Source organism: Methyloceanibacter sp. (assembly GCF_035650995.1).
Taxonomy (GTDB): domain Bacteria; phylum Pseudomonadota; class Alphaproteobacteria; order Rhizobiales; family Methyloligellaceae; genus Methyloceanibacter.
Genome location: NZ_DASRGO010000150.1, coordinates 1 through 21,091, shown reverse-complemented (window position 1 = coordinate 21,091; position 21,091 = coordinate 1). Strand labels below are relative to the sequence as shown.

15 protein-coding genes are annotated in these 21,091 nt (G+C 64.7%); 9 read left to right on the top strand and 6 right to left on the bottom strand.

All coding sequences use genetic code 11. The features are described 5' to 3' along the window. From VFB18_RS11195 to VFB18_RS11170, 6 genes are all read left to right on the top strand, one after another. On the top strand, positions 1-223 hold a 223-nt coding region (locus tag VFB18_RS11195; RefSeq protein ID WP_324975016.1), incomplete at its 5' end, for a cytochrome c-type biogenesis CcmF C-terminal domain-containing protein. 4 nt (positions 224-227) lie between these two features. Further along, positions 228-707 carry a cytochrome c-type biogenesis protein gene (locus tag VFB18_RS11190; protein WP_324975013.1) on the top strand — a complete coding sequence of 160 codons (480 nt, stop codon included), beginning with the start codon at positions 228-230 and terminating at the stop codon, positions 705-707. A 184-nt stretch (positions 708-891) separates the two neighbouring features. Next, on the top strand, positions 892-2,445 hold the full coding sequence (locus VFB18_RS11185) for a Do family serine endopeptidase (protein WP_324975009.1): 1,554 nt from the start codon (positions 892-894) through the stop codon (positions 2,443-2,445). Positions 2,446-2,568: 123 nt separating this feature from the next. Beyond that, a complete protein-coding gene (locus VFB18_RS11180; RefSeq protein WP_324975007.1) occupies positions 2,569-3,249 on the top strand; it encodes a response regulator transcription factor in 681 nt (226 codons plus the stop codon). Beyond that, a complete protein-coding gene (locus VFB18_RS11175; protein WP_324975005.1) occupies positions 3,233-4,690 on the top strand; it encodes a HAMP domain-containing sensor histidine kinase in 1,458 nt (485 codons plus the stop codon). Before VFB18_RS11180 ends, VFB18_RS11175 begins: the two co-directional genes overlap by 17 nt. After that, positions 4,687-7,599 (top strand): bifunctional [glutamine synthetase] adenylyltransferase/[glutamine synthetase]-adenylyl-L-tyrosine phosphorylase, encoded by a 2,913-nt coding sequence (locus VFB18_RS11170; protein WP_324975002.1) that lies wholly within the window; start codon positions 4,687-4,689, stop codon positions 7,597-7,599. The genes VFB18_RS11175 and VFB18_RS11170 overlap by 4 nt, the downstream gene beginning before the upstream one ends. A gap of 7 nt (positions 7,600-7,606) precedes the next feature. Here the strand turns inward: VFB18_RS11170 and VFB18_RS11165 are convergent, their stop codons facing one another. From VFB18_RS11165 to VFB18_RS11150, 4 genes are all read right to left on the bottom strand, one after another. Next, positions 7,607-8,818, bottom strand: coding sequence for an EAL domain-containing response regulator (locus tag VFB18_RS11165; protein WP_324974999.1), 1,212 nt, complete (start codon positions 8,816-8,818; stop codon positions 7,607-7,609). A gap of 258 nt (positions 8,819-9,076) precedes the next feature. Next, on the bottom strand, positions 9,077-11,365 hold the full coding sequence (locus VFB18_RS11160) for an ATP-binding protein (protein WP_324974997.1): 2,289 nt from the start codon (positions 11,363-11,365) through the stop codon (positions 9,077-9,079). A gap of 150 nt (positions 11,366-11,515) precedes the next feature. Continuing rightward, on the bottom strand, positions 11,516-14,173 hold the full coding sequence (gene pepN, locus VFB18_RS11155; RefSeq protein WP_324974994.1) for an aminopeptidase N: 2,658 nt from the start codon (positions 14,171-14,173) through the stop codon (positions 11,516-11,518). 246 nt (positions 14,174-14,419) lie between these two features. Continuing rightward, a complete protein-coding gene (locus VFB18_RS11150) occupies positions 14,420-14,950 on the bottom strand; it encodes a hypothetical protein (protein WP_324974991.1) in 531 nt (176 codons plus the stop codon). 142 nt (positions 14,951-15,092) lie between these two features. Here VFB18_RS11150 and VFB18_RS11145 point away from each other — a divergent pair, with 142 nt between their 5' ends. Continuing rightward, positions 15,093-15,455 (top strand): hypothetical protein, encoded by a 363-nt coding sequence (locus VFB18_RS11145; RefSeq protein ID WP_324974988.1) that lies wholly within the window; start codon positions 15,093-15,095, stop codon positions 15,453-15,455. On the opposite strand, the gene VFB18_RS11140 is transcribed toward VFB18_RS11145, so the two are convergent. Then, complete coding sequence (locus VFB18_RS11140; RefSeq protein WP_324974985.1) at positions 15,406-17,013, bottom strand: beta-1,6-glucan synthase; 1,608 nt, start codon at positions 17,011-17,013, stop codon at positions 15,406-15,408. The two genes, VFB18_RS11145 and VFB18_RS11140, sit on opposite strands and share 50 nt — an antisense overlap. Before the next feature lie 187 nt (positions 17,014-17,200). Between VFB18_RS11140 and VFB18_RS11135 the strand changes: the two genes are divergently transcribed. Together VFB18_RS11135 and VFB18_RS11130 are read left to right on the top strand one after the other, a co-directional pair. After that, positions 17,201-17,731: a hypothetical protein gene (locus VFB18_RS11135; RefSeq protein WP_324974983.1), complete on the top strand. Its 531-nt coding sequence runs from the start codon at positions 17,201-17,203 to the stop codon at positions 17,729-17,731. 90 nt (positions 17,732-17,821) lie between these two features. Then, positions 17,822-20,500 carry a glycosyltransferase gene (locus tag VFB18_RS11130; RefSeq protein ID WP_324974980.1) on the top strand — a complete coding sequence of 893 codons (2,679 nt, stop codon included), beginning with the start codon at positions 17,822-17,824 and terminating at the stop codon, positions 20,498-20,500. Here VFB18_RS11130 and VFB18_RS11125 read toward each other — a convergent pair. Continuing rightward, on the bottom strand, positions 20,497-21,091 hold a 595-nt coding region (locus VFB18_RS11125; RefSeq protein WP_324974977.1), incomplete at its 5' end, for an HAD-IC family P-type ATPase. The genes VFB18_RS11130 and VFB18_RS11125 overlap by 4 nt on opposite strands.

Sequence of the window (21,091 nt, the reverse complement as noted above, 5' to 3'; positions counted from 1 at the left end):
CCACGTGAGCTGGCGCGGCGATCTCTATGCCGTGCTCGGCGATCAGCTCAAGGACGGCGCCTATTCGGTCCGTCTCTATTTCAATCCGCTGGTGAGGTTCATCTGGCTCGGGGCGCTCGTCATGTTCATGGGCGGCGCGGTATCGCTCTCGGATCGCCGCTTGAGGGTCGGCGCGCCCCGGCGCGCTCAGGTGAAGGCTGCTGCAGTCGCGGCCGGAGAATAGAGAGATGCGACCCGCCCAGGCGCTCGCGACGCTCCTCTTTGCCCTTACTCTCGCCTTCCAGCTCGCGGGCTTAGCCCGGGCGGTCGAGCCCGACGAGATCCTGCAAGATCCCGCGCTCGAGGCGCGGGCGCGAGCCATCTCCGAGGGTCTGCGCTGCCTCGTCTGCCAGAATCAGTCGATCGATGATTCGGAAGCGCCTCTCGCCAAGGACTTGCGGATACTCGTGCGCGAACGGCTGAAGGCCGGCGATAGCGATCAACAAGTGGTCGATTTCATCGTGTTCCGCTATGGCGAATTCGTGCTGCTCAAACCTCGCTTCGAGCCGCATACGCTTCTGCTTTGGTTCGCCACTCCGGCGGTATTTCTCCTGGCGATCCTGCTGATCGCATTGGCCTATCGGCGCCGGATTTCGGCCCAAGAACGAATCGCTCCGCTCTCCGTTAAAGAGAAGCGGCGGCTCAAGCAGTTGCTTGACGAAAATTGATGCCGAAAACGGCGGAAATCGAGTAAAATCGCCCATTCCGCAGCCACAACCTTACCTAAATTTAATGCCGCCGAAACGGCTGCGTAATCGGCGACCCCTTATATCCTTGGCAATGGATGCCTCGCTCCACAGCGACGCTAGGCACTATCGACCGGGACATTCCTTTCAGGAGAGAGGTAGCACAATGACATCTGACCAGAGCAACGCTGCGAACGAGAGCTCGCGGAAGCTGACCCGCAAGCCCGTCATTCTCGCGGCCGCCGCCCTGCTTGCGACGAGCGCATTAGGGCTCACGCTCGGCAATATGGTGCCCTTCGCGGCCGCCGAGACCGCCGCCGCCCCACAGACCATCGACACCCCCTATGGCCGGGCGCCGTTGAGCTTTGCCGACATCGTGCAAAAGGTCACGCCGGCGGTGGTCTCCATCAACGTCAAGGGCGACGCCAAGGTCGCCGACAACGAGCAGATTCCGGGTCTTCCCGACCTGCCCGAGGACAACCCGCTCTACGATTTCTTCAAGCAGTTCCGCAAGGGCATGCCGCAGCAGCCGCAGAAGTCGCAGCCTATGCTCGCCCAAGGGTCAGGCTTCTTCATCTCGTCTGACGGTTACATCGTGACCAACAATCACGTGGTCGAGGACGCCGAGGACATCACGGTCACGATGGAGAACGGCGACAAATATCCGGCCAAGCTGATCGGAACCGATCCGCGGACCGACGTGGCGCTGATCAAGGTCAATGCGCCGGGCAAGACGTTCCCCTATGTCGAGTTCGAGAGCAAGGACCCGCGCGTCGGCGACTGGGTGCTCGCGGTCGGAAATCCGTTCGGCCTCGGCGGGACGGTGACGGCCGGCATCATCTCGGCGCACAACCGCGACATCGGTTCAGGGCCTTATGACTATCTGCAGATCGACGCGGCGGTGAACCGCGGCAATTCCGGCGGCCCATCCTTCGATCTCGACGGCAAGGTCATCGGCGTCAACACCGCCATCTTCTCGCCTTCCGGCGGCAATGTCGGCATCGCCTTCGCCGTTCCTGCCGCTCTCGTGCAGGAGGTCGTGACCCAGCTCAAGGCGACCGGCACGGTTGACCGCGGCTGGCTCGGCGTCGTGATCCAGAACGTGAGCGACGACATCGCCGACTCGATCGGCATGAAAGAGGCCAAGGGCGCCATGATCACCAAGGTGACCGAGGACGGCCCCGCCGCCAAGCAAGACCTGAAGCCCGGCGACGTCATCGTCGAGGTGAACGGCGAGAAGATCGAAGACTCGCGCGACCTCGCCCGCAAGATCGCCGAGCTTCACCCGAACACGCCGGTGAAGCTCTCGATCGTCCGCTACGGCGAGAAGCGTGAAGTGACCATGAGTCTCGGCACTTTCCCGAACAACAAGAAGCTTGCTGCTCTCGAGGAGGAAAAGCCCGACACCTCCGGCCAGGAGATGAAGGATCTCGGCCTTTCGCTCGCCCCGGCGGCCAAGTTTCCCGGCGCCGGCGACGAGGGCGTGGTCATCACCGAGGTCGATCCTCAGAGCGACGCGGCCGACAAGGGGCTCAAGCCCGGCGACGTCATCCTTCAGGTCGCAGGCGTGACCGTGTCCGATCCGGCCGACGTGGCCGAAGGGGTCAAGAAGGCGATGGCCAACGCCAAGACCGCGGACAAGGATACCGTCAAGGTGCTGATGCAAGTTAAGTCCGGCGATCAGACGCGCTTCGTTGCGCTTTCCCTGAAGAAGGCCTAACGCCTTCTAAGCCGGAGGGCGGCGCGGTTTCCCCCCGCCGCGCCGCCCGCCCCTTTCTCGTCCACGGCGTCCTGTGGTGTCAATTTTCCAACCGATGCGCCGACTGCCCGGAGATTGCAAAAGATGCGCGTTCTGGTGATCGAGGATGATCAGGAGACCGCGACCTTCCTCAAGCGCGCTTTGAAGGAATCGGGTCATGTCGCCGAACATGCCGGCGACGGCCAGACCGGGTTCGAGCTCGCCAAGTCCAATGCCTACGACGTGCTGATCGTCGATCGCATGCTGCCGAAATGCGACGGGCTCGCGGTGATCCAGACGCTGCGCGCGCAGGAGATCAAAACGCCCGCACTCATTCTTTCGGCGCTCGGAGAGGTCGACGATCGCGTCAAGGGATTGCGCGCCGGCGGCGACGACTATCTCACCAAGCCCTACGCCTTCACCGAGCTTTTGGCGCGCATCGAAGCGCTGGCGAGGCGGAGCTCTCCCGAGGAGGGAAGCACGCGCCTTGCCGTGGGCGACCTCGTTCTCGACCGCCTATCGCACAAGGTGACGCGCGCGGGCGAAGCCATTATTTTGCAGCCACGCGAATTCCGCCTGCTCGAATATCTGATGAAGCACGCAGGTCAGGTGGTGACCCGCACCATGTTGCTCGAGAATGTTTGGGACTACCATTTCGATCCACAAACAAATGTCATCGACGTCCATATTTCGCGGCTTCGCTCCAAGATCGACAAGAACTTCGGCAATCCGCTCCTCCATACCGTCCGCGGCGCCGGCTACACGATCCGTGACAGCGCTCACTAAGCTTTTCCGGACCACCACCTTTCGTTTGTCGTTGACTTATCTTGCGCTGTTCAGCGCAGCCGCGGCCGTCGCCATCTTCTATCTGTACTGGAACACGACGGTGATGCTGTCGCGGCAGCTCAACCAGACGATCGATGCCGAGCTGACGGGACTTGCCGAGCAGTACCGGGCAGGCGGGTTGGAGCAGCTCGTGCGCACCGTCGCCGACCGGAGCGGCACCCCCGGCAACAGCCTCTATCTCGTCGCCGACAGCGAGGGACGGCGCGTGGCGGGCAATCTCAGCGCGGTGTCGCAGGACTTGTGGAACAGCCTCGGTCCGGTCGAATTCGTCTACAGCCGGCCGGCGCCGGGCGGCACCGAGAAGCGGCTCGCCTTCGCCAATGTGTTCCGCCTCCCGGGCGGCTACCGGCTGATCGTCGGCCGCGATATCGACGACCGGCGCGAGTTCGCGCGCATGACGCGGCAGGCCATGCTGTGGGGGCTGTTCGTCATGGTCCTGTTCGGCATCGGCGGCGGGTACTGGGTGAGCCGCAAGCTGCTTCAGCGCATCGACGCGGTAGCCGAGACGACGCGCACCATCATGCAGGGCGATTTGTCGGGCCGCTTGCCGGTGAACGGATCGGGCGATGAACTCGATCGCCTCTCGGAGAGCCTCAATCTCATGCTTGCGCGCATCGAGCAGCTCATGGCCGGATTGCGCGAGGTGTCCGACAACATCGCCCACGACCTCAAGACCCCGCTCAACCGGCTGCGCAATCGCGTCGAGGCGGCGCTGCGCGAGCCTTACGAGGAAACCGCCTACCGCGAAGCCCTGGAGCGAACCATCGAGGAGGCCGACGGGCTGATCAAGACCTTCAACGCGCTGCTCTCGATCGCGCGTCTCGAAGCTGGAGCGGGCGGAGAAAATCGCGAGCGGCTCGACGTGTCGGCGCTGCTGCTCGATGTGGCCGAGCTGTACGAGCCAGTCGCCGAGGAACGGGGGCTTACGCTCAAGGCAGAGACCGGCGCTCCCATCTACATCAACGCCGACCGCCAATTGCTCGGCCAGGCCATCGCCAATCTCATCGACAATGCCATCAAATACGGTTCCCCCGAGCGGGTAAGGGGCAACGGCGCCAAGCCCGAGGTGACGGTCGGCACGCGCGCCACAAACGGCATGGCCGAAATCATCGTCACGGATCGCGGGCCTGGCGTGCCCGAGGCCGAGCGCGAGCGGGTGCTGGGACGCTTCGTGCGGCTCGAAGCGAGCCGGTCGGAACCGGGCAGCGGGCTCGGTTTGAGCCTTGTCGCGGCGGTGGCAAGGCTGCATGGTGGCAGCGTGAGACTAGAGGACAACGAGCCTGGGCTTCGCGTCGTGCTGGCCTTGCCGCGGAATGGCGAGGCTCTCCTCAACGGTGCCGCGGCGCCGTCGCCCACGGGAGCAGAGATCAGGCCGACGTGACGGCGTTCTTCGCGCGCATCACCGAAACTCCGAACGTCTTCGATGCCGCGCGCGGGACCGATGTCCTCGACGGGCTCAAGCAGGCGCTGGCCGCTCAGCCCGATTGCGCCGAAGCGCGGCGGCTGCTCGATGAGCCCAAGGTCGCCGAGCTTCTCCTCGCATCGTTCTCCGCTTCTCCCTATCTTGCCGCGCTTGCCCTAAGACGTCCGGCGCTCCTCGCCGACTGCCTGTTGCGCGACCCCGACGCCCATCTCGATGGGGCCCGGGCCTCGCTTGCCAAGGACGTTGACGGGGCGGCGTCGCCCAAGGAGGCAATGGCCGCGCTGCGGCGCTTCAAGCAGAGAATTGCGCTGCTCACCGGCCTTGCCGAGCTCGGAGGCGTGTGGTCCACGGAACTTGCGCTACGGGCCATGAGCCTCGCCGCCGATGCCGCGCTACAGTCGGCGATAGGCTTTCTGTTCCGCAAGGCGCACGAGGCGGGACAGATCGCCGCCGGCGCGCCGGCCGCGTCCGGATATTTCGTCGTGGCCATGGGCAAGCTCGGCGCCTACGAGCTGAATTATTCGAGCGACATCGATCTCATCGTCTTCTACGACCCCGAGCGGGCCGGGCTCGCCTCAGAGATCGAGCCGTCGCAGTTCTTCGTGCGGCTCACGCGCGAGCTCGTGCGCTTCATGCAGGAACACACCGGAGACGGCTACGTATTCCGCACCGATCTCAGGCTCAGGCCCGATCCCGGAGCCACCCAGATTGCGCTGTCGACCGAGGCCGGCCTCAGCTATTACGAGAGCTTCGGCCAGAACTGGGAGCGCGCCGCCCTGATCAAGGCGCGCATCGCCGCGGGCGACAGTGACGCCGGCGAAGAGTTCCTGCGCCAACTCTCCCCGTTCATCTGGCGCAAATATCTCGACTTCGCGGCGATCGCCGATATCCACGCCATGAAACGGCGGGTGTACGAATTCAAGGGCCACGGCGCGATCGCGGTCGAAGGCCACGATATCAAGCTCGGCCGCGGCGGCATTCGCGATATCGAGTTTTTTGCCCAGACCCAGCAGTTGATCGCCGGCGGACGCCATCCCGAGCTCAGAACGCGAGGCACACTGCAAACTCTCACACGCCTGGCCGACGGGAGCTGGATCGCTCGCGATACCGCAAGCGATCTCGCGCGAGCCTATCTTTTTCTTCGCCGGACCGAGAATCGCCTGCAGATGGTCGGCGACCAGCAGACCCATCTGATACCGGCCGAGCTGGAGGAGCTTACCCGCGTCGCGCGTCTGTCAGGTTTCGACGACGTCAATGCGTTCGGCGACGCCCTCATCGCTACCTTCAAGCGCGTCGAAACACATTACGGCGCGCTGTTCGAGAAGATGCCGGCAACGCCGATTACCACGCCGCGCATCGTGGTCAGCACCGGGGCAGAGCCCGCGGCCATCGCGAGCGTCAAGCGACTCGGCTTTTCCAACCCCGAAGGCGCCATTGCCGCAATCCGCGGCTGGCAGTCCGGGCGCTATGCCGCGACCCGGAGCCAACGCGCGCGCGAGCGGTTGACCGAGTTCCTGCCCGTCCTGCTCGAGGCTCTGAGCCACACGGCGGAACCCGATCTTGCGCTCGCCACCTTCGACAAGGTGATCGCCGAGCTGCCGGCGGGCGTTCAGCTGTTCTCCCTCCTTGCGGCAAATCCCAGCTTGTTGCGTCTGATCGCCGACATCATGGGGACAGCGCCCAGGCTTGCGCGCATCATCGGCCGGCGGCCGCGCCTCCTCGATGCCGTGCTCGATCCCGGCTTCTTCGGCACCGTGCCGGCGCCTGCCAAGCTTAAGGAACTCGTTACCAATGCGCTGGCGCAGGCCACCGACTATCAGGATGCGCTCGACCGGGCGCGCATCGTCGGCCGCGAGCAGGGCTTCCTCATCGGCGTGCGGGTGATCTCGGGCACGCTATCGGCGCGGCAGGCGGGCGCGGCCTATACCGGCCTCGCCGAGACGCTGATCGAGGCGACCGCCGCGCGCGTCGAGGAGGAACTCGTGCGCCAGTACGGACGGCTGCCAGGCGGACAAGCGGCGGTCATCGCCATGGGCAAGCTCGGCGGGCGCGAGATGACGGCGGGGTCCGACCTCGATCTCATCATCGTCTACGACTATGACGGTGATCACGTTCATTCGGACGGCCCGAAGTCCTTGCCCGGACCGCAATATTACACGCGCTTCACTCAGCGCCTGATCGCCGCCCTTTCCGCCGAGACGGCCGAAGGTTCCCTCTATCAAGTCGATATGCGACTGAGGCCCTCCGGCAGCCAGGGGCCGGTCGCGACGAGACTGTCGAGCTTCATCGACTACCAAAGACGTTCGGCCTGGACCTGGGAGCATCTTGCGCTGACGCGGGCGGCCGTCGTCACCGGGCCTGTCGGGCTTCGCCAGAAGATCAATGCCACCATCAAGGAGGTGCTGGCGCGGCCGCGCGACCGGGCCGCGGTCGCGGCCGATGTCAGGGTGATGCGCGCCAAGATCGAAGGCGAAAAGGGAAGCCAAGATCCATGGGACCTCAAGCAGGCGAGGGGAGGGCTGATCGATCTCGAGTTCATCGCCCAGTTCCTGCAAATCGTGAGCGCGGCCAAGCATCCCGACGTCCTCGACCAGAATACCGAGCTTGCGCTGTCGAAGCTCTCAGCCGCGGGCGTGCTCGCACCGGATGAGGCCGAGCTCCTCGTGCCGGCAGCACGGCTCTATCACACGCTCACCCAGGTGTTGCGGCTCTGTCTCGATAGACCGTTCGTTGCGGCAGAAGCGCCGCGCGCGCTCAAGGACCTGCTCGCGCGCGCCGCCGAGATGCCGGATTTCACGAGTCTCGAAGCAAGTTTGGCGGAGACGCTCGGCGAGGTGCGCAAGGCTTTCGACCGCATCCTCGCCTGACCCGCCGTCAATTCCAATCGAATAGGGTCGAGCGCGCGCGCCTCTCCGAAAGTCCGACCTGCGAACCGACCCAGCAGGTTTGCGCGAACTCCTCGGCGCTCATCGGCTTCGCGAACAGAAATCCCTGCACGAGATCGAAGCCGATCTCGCGTGCGGCGATAAAATCTCCCCACGTTTCCACGCCCTCCGCCACCGTGCGCGCGCCATAGCCATGGGCAAGGTCAACAATGCGGCGGCACATCGCTTGCTTCAACCGGTCGGTGCCGCAGCCGGTCACGAACTTGCGGTCGACCTTGACTTCGACGAAAGGGAACTCGCGCAGTCCCGTCAGCGCGAGCCATTCGGCCCCGAGATCGTCGATCGAGATGGCCACCTTGTGGTCGCGCAGCGCGCGGGCGACATCCTTGGCCAGCGCCAAATTGCGCACGATATCGGTCCCATTGCTTTCGATGATCAGGCCCTGGAAGGCCGTGTGATCCGGCAGCTTCCGATGCAGGTCTTTGACCCGCTCGGGGTCTTGAAGGAAGGCGATGGGCAGGTTGACCGCGAGCTCGATCGGCCCCCGCTCGAGGAAGAAGTGGTGCCAATCGGCAACGGCCCGGCTGATGACGAGCTCAGAGACCGGGCCTGAGCGGGGATCGCCGTCTTCGGCAACGACATAGGCCGTAGGCACGACCCCCCATACGGGATGACGAACGCGCAACAAGCCTTCAGCCCCACGCATGGTGATCGCCTGCGTGTCGATCTTCGGCTGGTACCATAGCTCGAGCCAGCCGCCGCGCACGGCTTCGCTCATGTCCACCAGGGGTCCCGACGATGCCTCGGGCAGGAGAAACGCGATACTGTCACGGACGCCCTCCCTGCCGAACGGCATAAGCAGGGGCGGAAGGAGCGTGATGCGGAACTCCTCGGCGAGCTCCTGGATGACCTCGATCGCTCCAGAACCGCGCGGGGCGACGGGGAGGATCCGGCCCGCGAAGCCCTCGGTTGCGAGCAGCCGCAAGATTTCGCCGGCAACAATGCCGCCGGCCGTCATGCCCAGCACGACGAGATCGGGCGGCCCGGCCTCAAGAGCCGCCCTCAGTTCACCAAGCTCGACGCATTCGTAAACGGTGAAGCCGTACTCAGCGAGCATCTCCCGCAGGAGCCTTCGGATGTGCGCCTTCCCGTCGGTCACACAAACGAGCGGCCTTGTTCTTGTTGTTGCGTGCTCGTCCATCGTTCCCCCTCCGTCGCTGACGAGGGGCGAATGTTGCAGGTGCGAAAAGTGCCGAAATAAGGACGAGTCATGGCGGCCCCGGGACTTGGGCTGTTACCATTAATATCTAAGAATATCTACGATTTTTCAAACTATCAGGGAAAAGTTTTATCACCTTGTTGCTTCAGGACAGCGTGGCGGATTTTTAGGCTATCAGGCTCGCCATGCCCGCGATCTCTCACGAGATCTGTGAACATTGTGTGCGGATTGGATGAGATTTTAAGCTGATGCCGCGAGCTTCGGTGCTTCGTCGGCGGCCACGGGGCGGAGCGGGAGCATCAGCGTGACCGTCGTGCCGTGACCCTCGCGGCTCGCGATGCGCAAGGAGCCGCCATGCAGCTCGACGAGCGCGCGGCTGATGGCGAGCCCGAGCCCGCTTCCCTGATGACTCTTTGAGAACTGGTTCTCGACCTGCTCGAAGGGGCGGCCGAGCTTGGCGATGTCGGCCTGGGCGATGCCGATACCGGTGTCCTTGATGGCGATCTTCACCCCGCCGCGCATCCGCGCGAGGTGCACCTCCACGCTGCCGCCGTCGCGGGTAAACTTCACGGCGTTGGACAGGAGATTGAGGAAGACCTGCTTCAGCGCGCGCCGGTCCGCCTCGAGATTGAGATGCTGCGGGCCGTGGCGGGACAGCGCGATGTTGCGCTCGGCGGCGGCCTGGCTCACCACCTTCATGCTGTCGGCGATGATGTCGCCGACATCGACCGTGCTGACGTCGAGCGACATGCGCCCGGCCTCGATCTTCGACATGTCGAGGATGTCGTTGATCACTTCGAGCAGATAGGCCCCGCTCGCGTAGATGTCGCGGGCATATTCCTGATATTTGGGATGGCCGAGCGGGCCGAACAGACCTTGCTGCATCACTTCCGAGAAGCCGATGACGGCGTTGAGGGGGGTGCGCAGCTCGTGGCTAATATTGGCGAGGAACTCGGACTTGGCGCGGTTCGCCGCCTCGGCGCGGTTCTTTTCGAGCGCGTATTTCTCGGCGAGGTCGACGAGCTGCTGCTTCTGCTGCTCGAGCTCGCGGCGCGACAACCTGAGCTCCGATACGCTCGCCCTGAGCTGCTGCTCGCTCTCCGCCAGGCGTTGCTGACTCTCCTTCAGCACGGTGATATCGGTCCCGACGCTGACGTAACCTCCGTCCTTGGTGCGCCGCTCGTTGATGTGCAGCCAGCGGCCATCTTCGAGCTGGGCTTCATAGGTCCGCGTGTGATCGTCCTCGCCGCCAGACACGGCGATGCGCTTGGAGACGATCGGCTCCGAAGCCGAGGCGATGACCTCCTCATAGGGACTGCCGGGCTGAACCATGTCGTCGGGCAGGCCGTGGAACTGCTGATATTTGCTGTTGCACATCACAAGCTTGTTTTCGCGGTCCCACAGCACGAAGGCCTCGGAGATCGTCTCCACGGCGTCACGCAGGCGGACGTTGGCGTCGGGCGAGACCTCGGCGGCGGTGCCGGTTTCGGAGACCACGGCGATGCCAGTGAGATAGGGCTCGCGGTTGTCGAGGCTGCGGGTGATCTGGCCGCGCAGCCTGATCCTCACCCAGTGACCGTCGGCATGACGGAGGCGGAAACTCTGATCGAAGTCGGCGAGTCCCTCGCGCAGGTGGCGGTCGAGCTCGCCTTTGAGATCGTCATCGGGGTGAAGTGCGCGGGAAATCATGCGAAACGGCATCGGCTCCGCAGCGGGATCGAGGCCGAGCAGGCGATACATCGGCACCGACCAATGCACGTGCCCACGCGCGAGGTTGAGACGCCACAAGCCGCAGCCGGGGAGGGCCTCGGTCAGCTCCTTGGCAAAGACGTCTGAGCCGCGGGCGGTCGTGGCCGGAGTGAGATACCAAAGGCCGCCGGCGAGCAGCGCCAGCAACAGTCCGGTGCAAACGAGAAGGGTGATTTCGAGACGCGCATCGCGACGCCAGTCGAGAAGGGCGTCGTCGACGGGCTGGAACACGGCCAGCTGCGCGTCGGTGTTGGGGATGTTCCGCACCGTGACGATGGCGTCGCTGCCGTCGTAAAGGGTCAGCCTCAGGACGCCCGCGTCGGCGCCGAAGGTGGTTAGCGGCTGTTGCGGACCAAGGACGGTGAGCAGATTGCCGGCATGGACGCTGCCGAGCGGGGCGTGCGCCTGGATATTGCCTTCCGCATCGGCGAGCAGGACGGATCTTCCGTCGCGAGTGGCGCCCTTGGGCAGGCTCGCGGCGAGCGCCGCCTGCCAGCTCTCCGCCGAGCCGAGGGTTTTGTCCTTCAGGTTGAGCGCGGTGTTGTCGGCAAGGAGCGAGAGCTTGGTCTCGGCCCATTCGATGGCCGCGCGTTTGCCTTGCACCAGCTGGAATGTAAAGCCCGCGCAGGCGATCAACACGAACGCGACGAGCAGGATCGGGACCAAACGGCGGAGCAGCTCGGTTTTGCAAACGTGCTTGCCGATGGTTGCGCGGAGGGCCTCGAGACCGGGCCACTCGACGGCGAAAATCCCCCCACGCGCGGAACGCGCCCGCGACATTCGGTCCCCCTTAAAACCCACTCCAGCTTCATGCGCCGGAGTGTTGCCGCATCTCCGAATCGCCTCGACTATTGGAATCGATGACGACTCTGTCTGTCTAGGGGAAAACTGTGGAAAAGCCGTTAACGACCGGTTGACAGCAGTACGACTCTAGGACGGCCCGAGCGTCTTGGTGACGATCTCGTAACTGTCGGTTGAGAGCTGCCGCCTTGCGAGGGCCTCGAGCACGGCTTTGGCGCGTCCCTGGCGGACCGGCTCGAGGATGCGCCAGCTTTCGAAGGCGCCGAGGAGGCGGGCGGCGACGTGCGGGTTGAACCGGTCGATCTCATAGGCTTGCTCCGCGAGCAGCTCGAAGCCCGCGCCGTCGGCCCGGTTGAAGCCGGTCGGATTGCCATGGACGAAGCTGCCGATGAGCGCGCGCACCCGGTTCGGGTTCTTCAAGGAGAATTTCGGGTGGGAGAGGAGGGCGCGAACGGTCTCAACCGAGTCGGAGCGCGCGGCGCGGGCCTGCACCGCGAACCATTTGTCGAGCACGAGCGGCTCGTCCTGCCAGCGCGCATAGAAATGTGCCAGAGCCTCGTCGCGCGCCGGCGCATCGAGGTGGGACAGAATGGCGAGCGCCGATATCGCGTCGGTCATGTTGGTCGCCTCGCGATAATGGCGCTCGGCGCGCGCGAGCGCGGACGGCTTGCCGGTCGCGACCAAAAGATCGAGCGCCGCGCCGCGCAGCGCCCTGACGCCGGTGCTTTCCGGGTCGGGCGAGTAGGGGCCCTGCGGCGCGATTGCCTCGTAAAGCTCGGCGAGGCTTGAGCCGATCTCGCCGGCGATCGTTCGGCGCAAGGACTCGCGCGCCGCGCGCACGGCGTCGGTGTCGACGTTGCGGGCGAGCTCGCGCGCGATGTCCGACTCGCTCGGAAGCTTGAGGAACTCGGCACGATAGGCAGCCTCGAGAGAAGAGTCGCCCGCCGTCTGCCCGAGCGCCTGGGCGAGGCGAAGGGCCTCCTTGCCGGTGACGCGCGAGAGATCGCCGCCCTCGCGGGAAGCGGCGGTCAGGAGATTGGTGGCGTAGGTCTGCGCCGCCTGCCAGCGGTTGAAGGCATCCTTGTCGTGCCGCATCAGGAACTCGATCTGTTCGGGATCGAGGCTGACGGTGAGACGGACCGGTGCGGAGAAGCCACGTAAGAGGGACGGCGTCGGCGGAGAGGGGATGTCGCGAAACTCGAACACTTGCTCGCGGCCCGTAATCTCGAGCAGCCCGTCGTTCACGACGCCCTTGCCGTCGAGCTTGAGCGGCAGCTCGTCGCCGTTGGCGCCGATCAGCCCCATCTTCAGCGGGATCAGCATGGGCTCCTTCTTGGTCTGACCGGGCGTCGGCGGGACGACCTGGCTCACGGAGAGACGCGCCGTCTTGGCGTGCGGGTCGTAGTCGAGCGAGCAGGCAAGCTCCGGCGTGCCGCTTTGCGTGTACCACAGCATGAACTGCGATAGGTCGCGGCCGGAGACGTCGGCCATCGCTTCGACGAAATCCTCGACCGTCACCGCCTCGCCGTCGTGGCGCTCGAAATAGAGATCGAGGCCTTTGCGGAAACCCTCGCGCCCTAGCAGCGTCTGCAACATGCGACAGACCTCGGCGCCCTTCTCGTAGACCGTCGCCGTGTAGAAGTTGTTGATCTCGATATAGGAGGCGGGGCGGACGGCATGGGCAAGCGGCCCTGCATCCTCGGGGAATTGATGCGTCTTGAGCATGCGGACGGCGGCGATGCGCTCGACCGGGGCGGAGCGTGTGTCGCCGGTGAATTCCTGGTCGCGGAAGACGGTCAGGCCTTCCTTCAAGCAGAGTTGGAACCAGTCGCGGCAAGTGACGCGGTCGCCGCTCCAATTGTGGAAATATTCATGCGCGATCACGCCTTCGATCGAGGCGTAGTCGGCATCGCTTGCGGTGTCGGGGCGGGCGAGGACGAGCTTGTCGTTGAAGATGTTGAGGCCCTTGTTCTCCATCGCCCCCATGTTGAAATCGCTGACGGCCACGATGTTGAACACGTCGAGATCGTATTCGCGGCCGAAGCGTTCCTCGTCCCAGCGCATGGCGCGCTTGAGCGACTCCATGGCCCAGGAACAGCGGTCCTCCTTGCCGGGCTCGACATAGATGGCGAGATCGACCTCGCGGCCCGAAACCGTGACGAAGCGATCCGGCACCTTGGCGAGCCTGCCGCCAACGAGCGCAAACAGATATGACGGCTTGGGAAAGGGGTCATGCCAGACGGCGAAGTGCCGCCCCGTGCCCGGGATGTCGCCATGAGCCACCGGGTTGCCGTTGGAGAGCAGAATGGGGGCTACCTCTCGCTCGGCCTCGATACGGACGGTGTAGACCGCGAGCACATCGGGCCGGTCGAGGAAGAAGGTGATGCGGCGGAAGCCTTCCGGCTCGCACTGAGTGCAGTAGGTGCCGCGCGACAGGTAAAGACCGGAAAGCGCAGTGTTGGTCTCCGGGTCGCAATAGGTGACGAGCTCGAGCGTGAAGGGATGCGCGGGAGCACGCGGAATGGTAAGCGAGCCCTCTTTGAGTTCGTAGTCGGACGGGGTGAGCGCCTTGCCGTCGAGGGCAACGCTTTCGAGCGCGAGACCTTCGCCGTCGAGCACCAGCGGTCTGCCGCCGGTCGCAACCTTGGGGTTGGGCCGGATCCTCAACTTGGAGGCGACGCGTGCCGCACGCGGGGCAAGCTTGAAGTCGAGCTCGACCTCCTCGATCAGGTAGGGCGGCGGGGCATAGTCTTTGAGCAGCTTCGGTTGGCGGGCGATCTCGTTCATGGCTCGTGTCATCCTCTCCGCTCGCTCTTAGAGGGCCGAGGGGAGAATGCCAAGCATCAACTCCGTCAAGGCGAATAGGGAGCGGGTCCTCGGCCTCGAAGCGCCTAGTTCGCGCGCGGAGGAGCCCCGCAAAACTCATAAAGATAATTTATGAGAGGCGCTTCCACGTAGTCCTGCCGGCAGTTTCGCGCTTTCGCGGCGCCGCGCAAAGGACTTCATGGCGCTGGTGCGCAGCCGGATTGCCGGTCAGTCGGAGACGTCGTCGACCACGCGGCGTGCGACCTGGACGAGCTTCGCCATGTCGTCGCTCAAATTCTCCGGCTCCTGGTCGGAGAGCTGGACGAGCTGCTCGAGGAGCTTGAGGAAAATCGGCGCGCGCACGATGACTTGCGCCTGCTGTTCGATGCGGTAGGGATCGAGGTCATATTCGGCGCCAGGCACCCGCCAGCCGCCCCAGTCGCGGTCGGACGTCACCACCGTCGGATGGGTGCCGGGGAAGGGATGATGCCGGCAGTGATCGGCGCTCTTCCAGCGATTATGCCCGCGTACGATACGCCAAGGCCCGGAGCCGTTTGCGGAATTCGCGGGTAGCGGGGCCGCAGACTCTTCCTCGAGCTCCTCCTGGGAGAACTCGCGTCCCATGCCGCAGTCATAGACGATCTTGATCGGCTCGTCGCAGCCCTTGATCCATTTCGGCACCACCGCCTCGACGTGGGCCCAGGTGCCGACCGGCTTGACGAACACGCGCTGCGATTTGTGGTATTTGGCCTTCGCCATGTTTGACGCCTGAAGTTGGGAGACTAAGCTCCGGCGCCAGGCGTACCCGGAAAAAGTTAAAATCCCCTGTCCCGCCCCCACGCATAAGCTTCTCAATAACATGAACTTTCAGCCCGAAGCGCGCCCGGTAAAACGGCTTTTCGTGCCGTCGAGACGGACCGTCATCGTTCTAGCGGCTCTCGGAGTCGTCTCTCTCGCGACCGCGCTCTTCCTTCGCTACGGCATCATTCAGAACACGCCGATCGGCTTGGCTTGCGAGGCAGGCGAGGAGAGTCTCACCTGCAAGGTGAGGCTCGCGGTGATCCTCATGTTCATCCAGGATTGCTTCGGCTGGACGGCACTGATCGCGGCCGGGGTGCAGCTATGGCGCCCGAACTCGGTCGCGCTCGGGGTCGGCCTCGTGTTCGCGCTGCTCGGGCTCGTCCTCTACAACACGCGCGCTTCGGCGCTTGCTGTCACGTTGCTTGTGCTGAGCTTCGCTCGTCCGGCCGCTGTAAGAGCGTGAGCGCGAGCGCTACGAGCAGGGCGGCGAAAAGGAGCGCCTGCCAGTTCGAGATACCCTCGTTGGCGATGATGAAAAGGCCTGAGCCCGCGAGCACCGCGGCGCCGATCAGGTCGGCCCTTCCGGGCTCGGGGGAGGCGCGTGTCCCGGCGAAGGCAAGCATGGCCAGCGCGGCGACGGGGCCGGTCAAGGCGGCGAGCGGAAAATCCTTGTAGCGCGGGTCGAAAACGAGCCCGAGCGCGACGTGCATGGCGGCGATCATGGTCGCGGCGAGGAGGCCGGCGAGCATAAGGGGAATGAGATCCTTGCTTCGCCAACGCGACGGGTCGAGGGCAAGCTCGAAGCTCGCGATTCCGTCGCCACGCGCGAGAGCGAAGCTCGCCGCGAGCGGCACGACGGCGGCGAGCGCGAACATGCCGAGCGAGCGCAGCCGGTCGCCTTCGACGACGCTGTCCATCGGCAGGGCGATGGCGGCGGCGCCGAACGTGAGGCCGGAGGCAAGCGCGATCACAGCGATCAACACGTCCTGCCGCCATGTTCTGTGGCGATTGCCGAGCGTAGCGGAGAGAAAAACGAACAAGGCGATGCCGATTCCAAGACCTGCCGCCTGCCGCCATTCCGGTTCGTTCGACACGGGCACACCGAAACGGAACTTGGGGGCAAGCGTGGTGTCGCTGAACAGCCCCCAATAGCCGCCGACCGTCCCCTCCAACAGGCGCTTCCAGGGCTGGTCGAACGCTTCGATCAGATTGACCTTCCAGCCTCCCGCCTTGGCTGCGGCCACCACCCCACTCAAGACGAAGGCCTGATTGGCGGGGGAGGGAAGCGCCCCCGCCCGCATGCGGCCCTGGCTCGGCCAGCCGACCTCCCCGATCAGAATGTCCTTGCCGGAAAAGGCCCGTTGCAGCCCCTCCCTGATCTCCCGCACATGCGCGACGGCGTCCTTGGCGGGCACGGGGTCGTCCTCCCAATAAGGGAGGATATGGATGGTGACGAAGTCGGTAGCGGAGGCGAGCTCCGGCGTTTTCAGCCAGAATTCCCAGACATCGGCATAGGTGACGGGAAGTCCCGACCTTCGCTTGACCTCCTCGAGATAGGTCTTGATGGCAGAGGCCGGCAATTCGCCCCTGAGCAGCACCTCGTTGCCGACGATGAAGGCTTCGATCACGCCGGGATGCTGGCGGGCAAGCCGGAGCGCCGATTCGATCTCGCGGCGGTTCTCGGCGCGATTGCGGTTGAGCCAGATGCCTTGCAGGACCTTGAGCCCGTGCTTCCCGGCGAGCGCCGCGATCCTGCCTTGGGGCCCCATGGCCGAATAGGTGCGGACGCAGGAGGTCAATGGCTCGAGACGCTCGAGATCGCTCTCGATCTGCTCGTCCGGGATGTGGAGACCCCAGGTGAAGGGCGCCTGTTCGCCATGGAACGGGGCATAGGAAACGCACGTTAGCTTCTCGCCGGCGGCAAGCGGCGAGGGCGGCATCGCGAGGGGCCGGCCGAGCCGATACCAGACGCCGGCAATGACGCAAGCGACGAGGATAAGCAGAAGGAAAGGTCGGACCATGCGGGCGAGGATTGTGCCAGGAAGGATGCGACCAATAGCAGCTTCTCCACCGGCAAAGAACTGTTTGCACTGGTTTGTGCGCCTGCGAAGTGCTAAGAAGTGCTAAATAGAGGGCGCTGTCGTCAAGCAGCCAAAATTTAGTGGTTTAAAGCCAAAAATGTTCTTCCCCCGCGTCGGGTGCCTCCCTATGTTGCGCCGCACCGTCCGTTCCGCCGCCGCCGTCTTGGCCGGCGGCGTTTTGCTGTGGTCCGCTCTCCCGGCTTGGGCCGAGGACCAGGCCCCCGCCCAGCAACAGGGTCAAGGCCAGCCGCAGGGAGAAAAGAAGGAAGGCGATCAGAAGGCAGCCGATCAGGCCAAGGCCGAGGAGCAAGAGGCCGCCAAGGCGATCGCCGAGTACAAGGAGGCTGAGGCCAAGCTCTCGAGCTCGGCCGGCGCGCCCGAATGCGTTTGGACCGGGCGCCGCATCGTCAACCTGCTCTGGCGCGACGACATGGACACTGCGCGTCGCTACATCGATCTCTACGACCGGTTCGGCTGCTCGTCGGAGCATCTGAAGTTTGCCTTTCGATGCGTCATCGAGCAGGGACCGATCGACATGAAAGCGGCCGATCGGCTCGCCTCGCGCGTTCACGATTGCTGGATTGCTCCAGAGGAGACGACAACGACATCGAACCAATCGACATCGAACACGACAAGAACCGGAACCATTCCCAACTAAGAAAGTTCTAGGGAGGACTGCAGGATCTCTGCGGCTTCGGCGGCCAAGGAGGGGTGGGCAGGCCGAACTCTAAACCGAGACTTCAAACACATGCGCAACGCTCTCGTCGCGGTTGTGGTCGCGATTGCGACCGCGCTCCATGCTGCTGCATGGTTTACGTTGCATGAAAGCATTTCGCCGCCCAATGCCACCGGCGGGGTGGCCAGTTTTTCCTTCTCTCCGGTCAGTCCCAACGGCGACGCGTCGAGCCCGGTAACGGCACGGCAGATCGAGAACGATCTCGCGACGATCGCGCCCTATACGCAGCACATCAGGACCTATAGCGCGACCAACGGGCTCGAGCAGGTGCCAGCGCTCGCCTCGAAATACGGTCTGCGCGTCTCTCAGGGAATCTGGATCAACGATTGGGAGGAGCAGAACGAGCGGGAGATCGAAAGCGGTATCGCGTTGGCGAAGCAGTACCGCAACATCGACAGCCTCATCGTCGGCAACGAGACGATCTTCCGCGTGCAGGCGCTCGCCGCTCGCGCGGGCAAGCCGTTCGATTCCAACGCTGCGGTCAAGGACCTGATCGCCAAGATCCAGCGCGTGAAGCGCAGCACCTCGGTGCCGGTGACCACCGCCGAGGTCTACAACGTCTGGCTGGAGCACCCCGAGCTCGTTTCGGCCGTCGATTACCTCGCCGTTCATATTCTTCCTTTCTGGGAAGGCGTGCCCGGGTCGGCCGCCGTCGATCACACGATCGGGGCCTACGAGAAACTGCGCCAGACCTATCCCGGCAAGCGCATCGTCATCGCCGAATTCGGCTGGCCCTCGGCCGGGCTCAATCGCAAGGACGCGGTGCCGAGTCCGCTCACTCAGGCCGAGGTCATCCGCGACTTCATCGCGCGTGCCGACGCCATGGGCATCGATTATTCGATCGTCGAGGCGTTCGACCAGCCGTGGAAGATCGACGAAGGAAGCGTCGGTCCCTATTGGGGCGTGTTCGACGCCGACCGCCATCCCAAATTCGCTTTCACCGGCCAGGTCGAGACGCCGAACTTCCTGTTCAAGGTGCTGACGGCGCTCGCCATCGGCCTTCTGCTGTCGATTCCGATCTTCGCCATCCCGCGCGTGACCGGGGCGCAAGCAGCCGTCATCGCGATCACCGCCAACGTCATCGGGGCGTGGTCGGCGAATGTCGTCGACTACTGGGTCACGCACTATTTCGTGCTCGGTTCGCAGATCGCCATGTTCCTCGGCGCGGGGCTTCTCGTCCCGCTGGTGATGATCATGAAGCAGCGCATCGAGGAGCTTGCCGCTATTCTATTCGGGACGAAGCCGGCGAGGCTGCTCGTCCGCGGCGGCGCGAGCCCCGAGCGTCAGCCTTTGGTCTCGATCCACATCCCCGCCTGTCGCGAGCCGCCGGAGATGCTGCGCCAGACGCTCGACAGCGTCGCCAAGCTCGACTGGCCCAACTTCGAATGCGTGGTGGTGATCAACAACACGCCCGACCCCGCCATGTGGGAGCCGATCGAGGATCACTGCCGCCTGCTTGGCGAGCGGTTCAAATTCGTGCGCGCCGACCGCCTACAGGGCTTCAAGGCGGGAGCGCTACGGCTTGCGCTCGAGCACACCGCGCCGGAGGCCGAGATCATCGGCGTGCTCGACGCCGATTATGTGGTGCGTCCCGACTGGCTCAAGGATCTGGTCCCGGCTTTCGCCGACCCCGCAGTCGGACTGGTGCAGGCGCCGCAGGACCACCGCGACTGCCATCGCAGCATCTCGCAGGCGGTGATGAACCGTGAATATGCGGGTTTCTTCGATATCGGCATGGTGCAGCGAAACGAGGTGAACGCCATCGTCACGCACGGCACGATGTGCCTGGTGCGGCGCACCGCGCTCGCCGACGCCGGCAGCTGGTCGAGCGACACCATCGTCGAGGACACCGATCTCGGTCTCTCGCTGCTCGAACGCGGGTGGCGGGCGCATTACACCAATGTGCGCTACGGCTGGGGCCTGTTGCCCAACGACTTCGCCGCCTACAAGCGCCAGCGCCATCGCTGGGCGTATGGCGGGGTGCAGCTGATCAAGAAGCATTGGCGCGCCTTCCTGCCGGGAGGGAGCCAGCTTACGGCGCAGCAGAAGGCAGCGTTCCTGGTCGGCTGGCTGACCTGGCTCGGGGCCGAATCCCTCGGCGTCCTGATTGCCATCCTCAACCTGATCTGGATGCCGCTCGTCGCCTTTTTCGGCATTGCCGTGCCCGAGGAGGTGATGATGCTGCCGGTGCTTGCGACCTTCGTCGTCATGCTGGTGCACTTCATGGTGCTCTATCGCACGCGGGTGCAGGCGCCGGTCTTCGCCTCGCTCGGCGCCGCGGTCTCGGCCATGGCCCTGCAACTCACCGTCGGGCGCGCCGTTGCCGACGGTGTCATCCGCGACAAGCTTCCCTTCGTGCGAACGGCCAAGGGATCGTCGCGCTGGTCAACCCGTTTTCCGGCTCTGTGGGAGGCGGTGCTCGGCTCGTTGCTCGTGATCGGATCGCTCACGCTCCACTACACCAACTCCCAGCAAGTGCGCGAGATCTCGATCTTCAGCGCCGTGCTGTTCGTGCAGAGCCTGCCGTTCGTAGCGGCAGTCGCCATGGCGCTGATCGAGCGGTCGCCATTCAACGCCTTCGCCACCTGGCGGAGACTTGCCTCGCCCTCGACCTATCTGCCACGCCTGCCGCGCGGGCCCGCGCCGACCGCCGGTCCTTCCGCCGGCGACGGCATCGGCATCGTGCCTTAATCGAGGTCGATATCGCGCAGGCGAAGCGCGTTCCCGACCACCGACACCGAGGAGAAACTCATCGCGGCTGCGGCGATAATCGGCGAGAGCAGGATGCCGAAGGCGGGGTAGAGCACGCCCGCCGCGACCGGCACGCCGAGCGCGTTATAGACAAAGGCGAAGAACAGGTTCTGTTTGATGTTGCGCATCGTGGCGCGAGCGAGCCTGACGGCGCGCACCACGCCGCGGAGATCGCCCTTGAGCAGCGTGATGCCTGCGCTTTCCATGGCGACGTCGGCGCCTGTTCCCATGGCGACGCCGACATCCGCTTTGGCCAAGGCGGGAGCGTCGTTGATGCCGTCGCCGGCCATGGCGACGCGCTTGCCGGAGGCTTGCAGCTTCTTCACCTCGTCCACTTTGCCTTCGGGCAGGATCTCCGCGATCACGCGCTCGATGCCGGTTTCGCAGGCGATGGCGTCGGCGGTGGCGCGGCGGTCGCCGGTGATCATCCAGACCTCGAGGCCCATGCCGCGCAGGCGGCGGACGGCTTCGCGCGCGGAGGGCTTGACCGCGTCGGCTACCTCGATGGTTCCGGCGGCGGCCCCATCGATG

Bases quoted from the DNA above. Each gene is read 5' to 3' on its own strand.
- VFB18_RS11185 (WP_324975009.1), top strand. From the start codon at position 892: ATGACATCTGACCAGAGCAACGCTGCGAACGAGAGCTCGCGGAAGCTG.
- VFB18_RS11180 (WP_324975007.1), top strand. From the start codon at position 2,569: ATGCGCGTTCTGGTGATCGAGGATGATCAGGAGACCGCGACCTTCCTC.
- VFB18_RS11140 (WP_324974985.1), bottom strand. From the start codon at position 17,013: ATGGTCCGACCTTTCCTTCTGCTTATCCTCGTCGCTTGCGTCATTGCC.
- VFB18_RS11135 (WP_324974983.1), top strand. From the start codon at position 17,201: ATGTTGCGCCGCACCGTCCGTTCCGCCGCCGCCGTCTTGGCCGGCGGC.
- VFB18_RS11130 (WP_324974980.1), top strand. From the start codon at position 17,822: ATGCGCAACGCTCTCGTCGCGGTTGTGGTCGCGATTGCGACCGCGCTC.
- pepN (WP_324974994.1), bottom strand. From the start codon at position 14,173: ATGAACGAGATCGCCCGCCAACCGAAGCTGCTCAAAGACTATGCCCCG.
- VFB18_RS11150 (WP_324974991.1), bottom strand. From the start codon at position 14,950: ATGGCGAAGGCCAAATACCACAAATCGCAGCGCGTGTTCGTCAAGCCG.
- VFB18_RS11165 (WP_324974999.1), bottom strand. From the start codon at position 8,818: ATGGACGAGCACGCAACAACAAGAACAAGGCCGCTCGTTTGTGTGACC.
- VFB18_RS11190 (WP_324975013.1), top strand. From the start codon at position 228: ATGCGACCCGCCCAGGCGCTCGCGACGCTCCTCTTTGCCCTTACTCTC.
- VFB18_RS11160 (WP_324974997.1), bottom strand. From the start codon at position 11,365: ATGTCGCGGGCGCGTTCCGCGCGTGGGGGGATTTTCGCCGTCGAGTGG.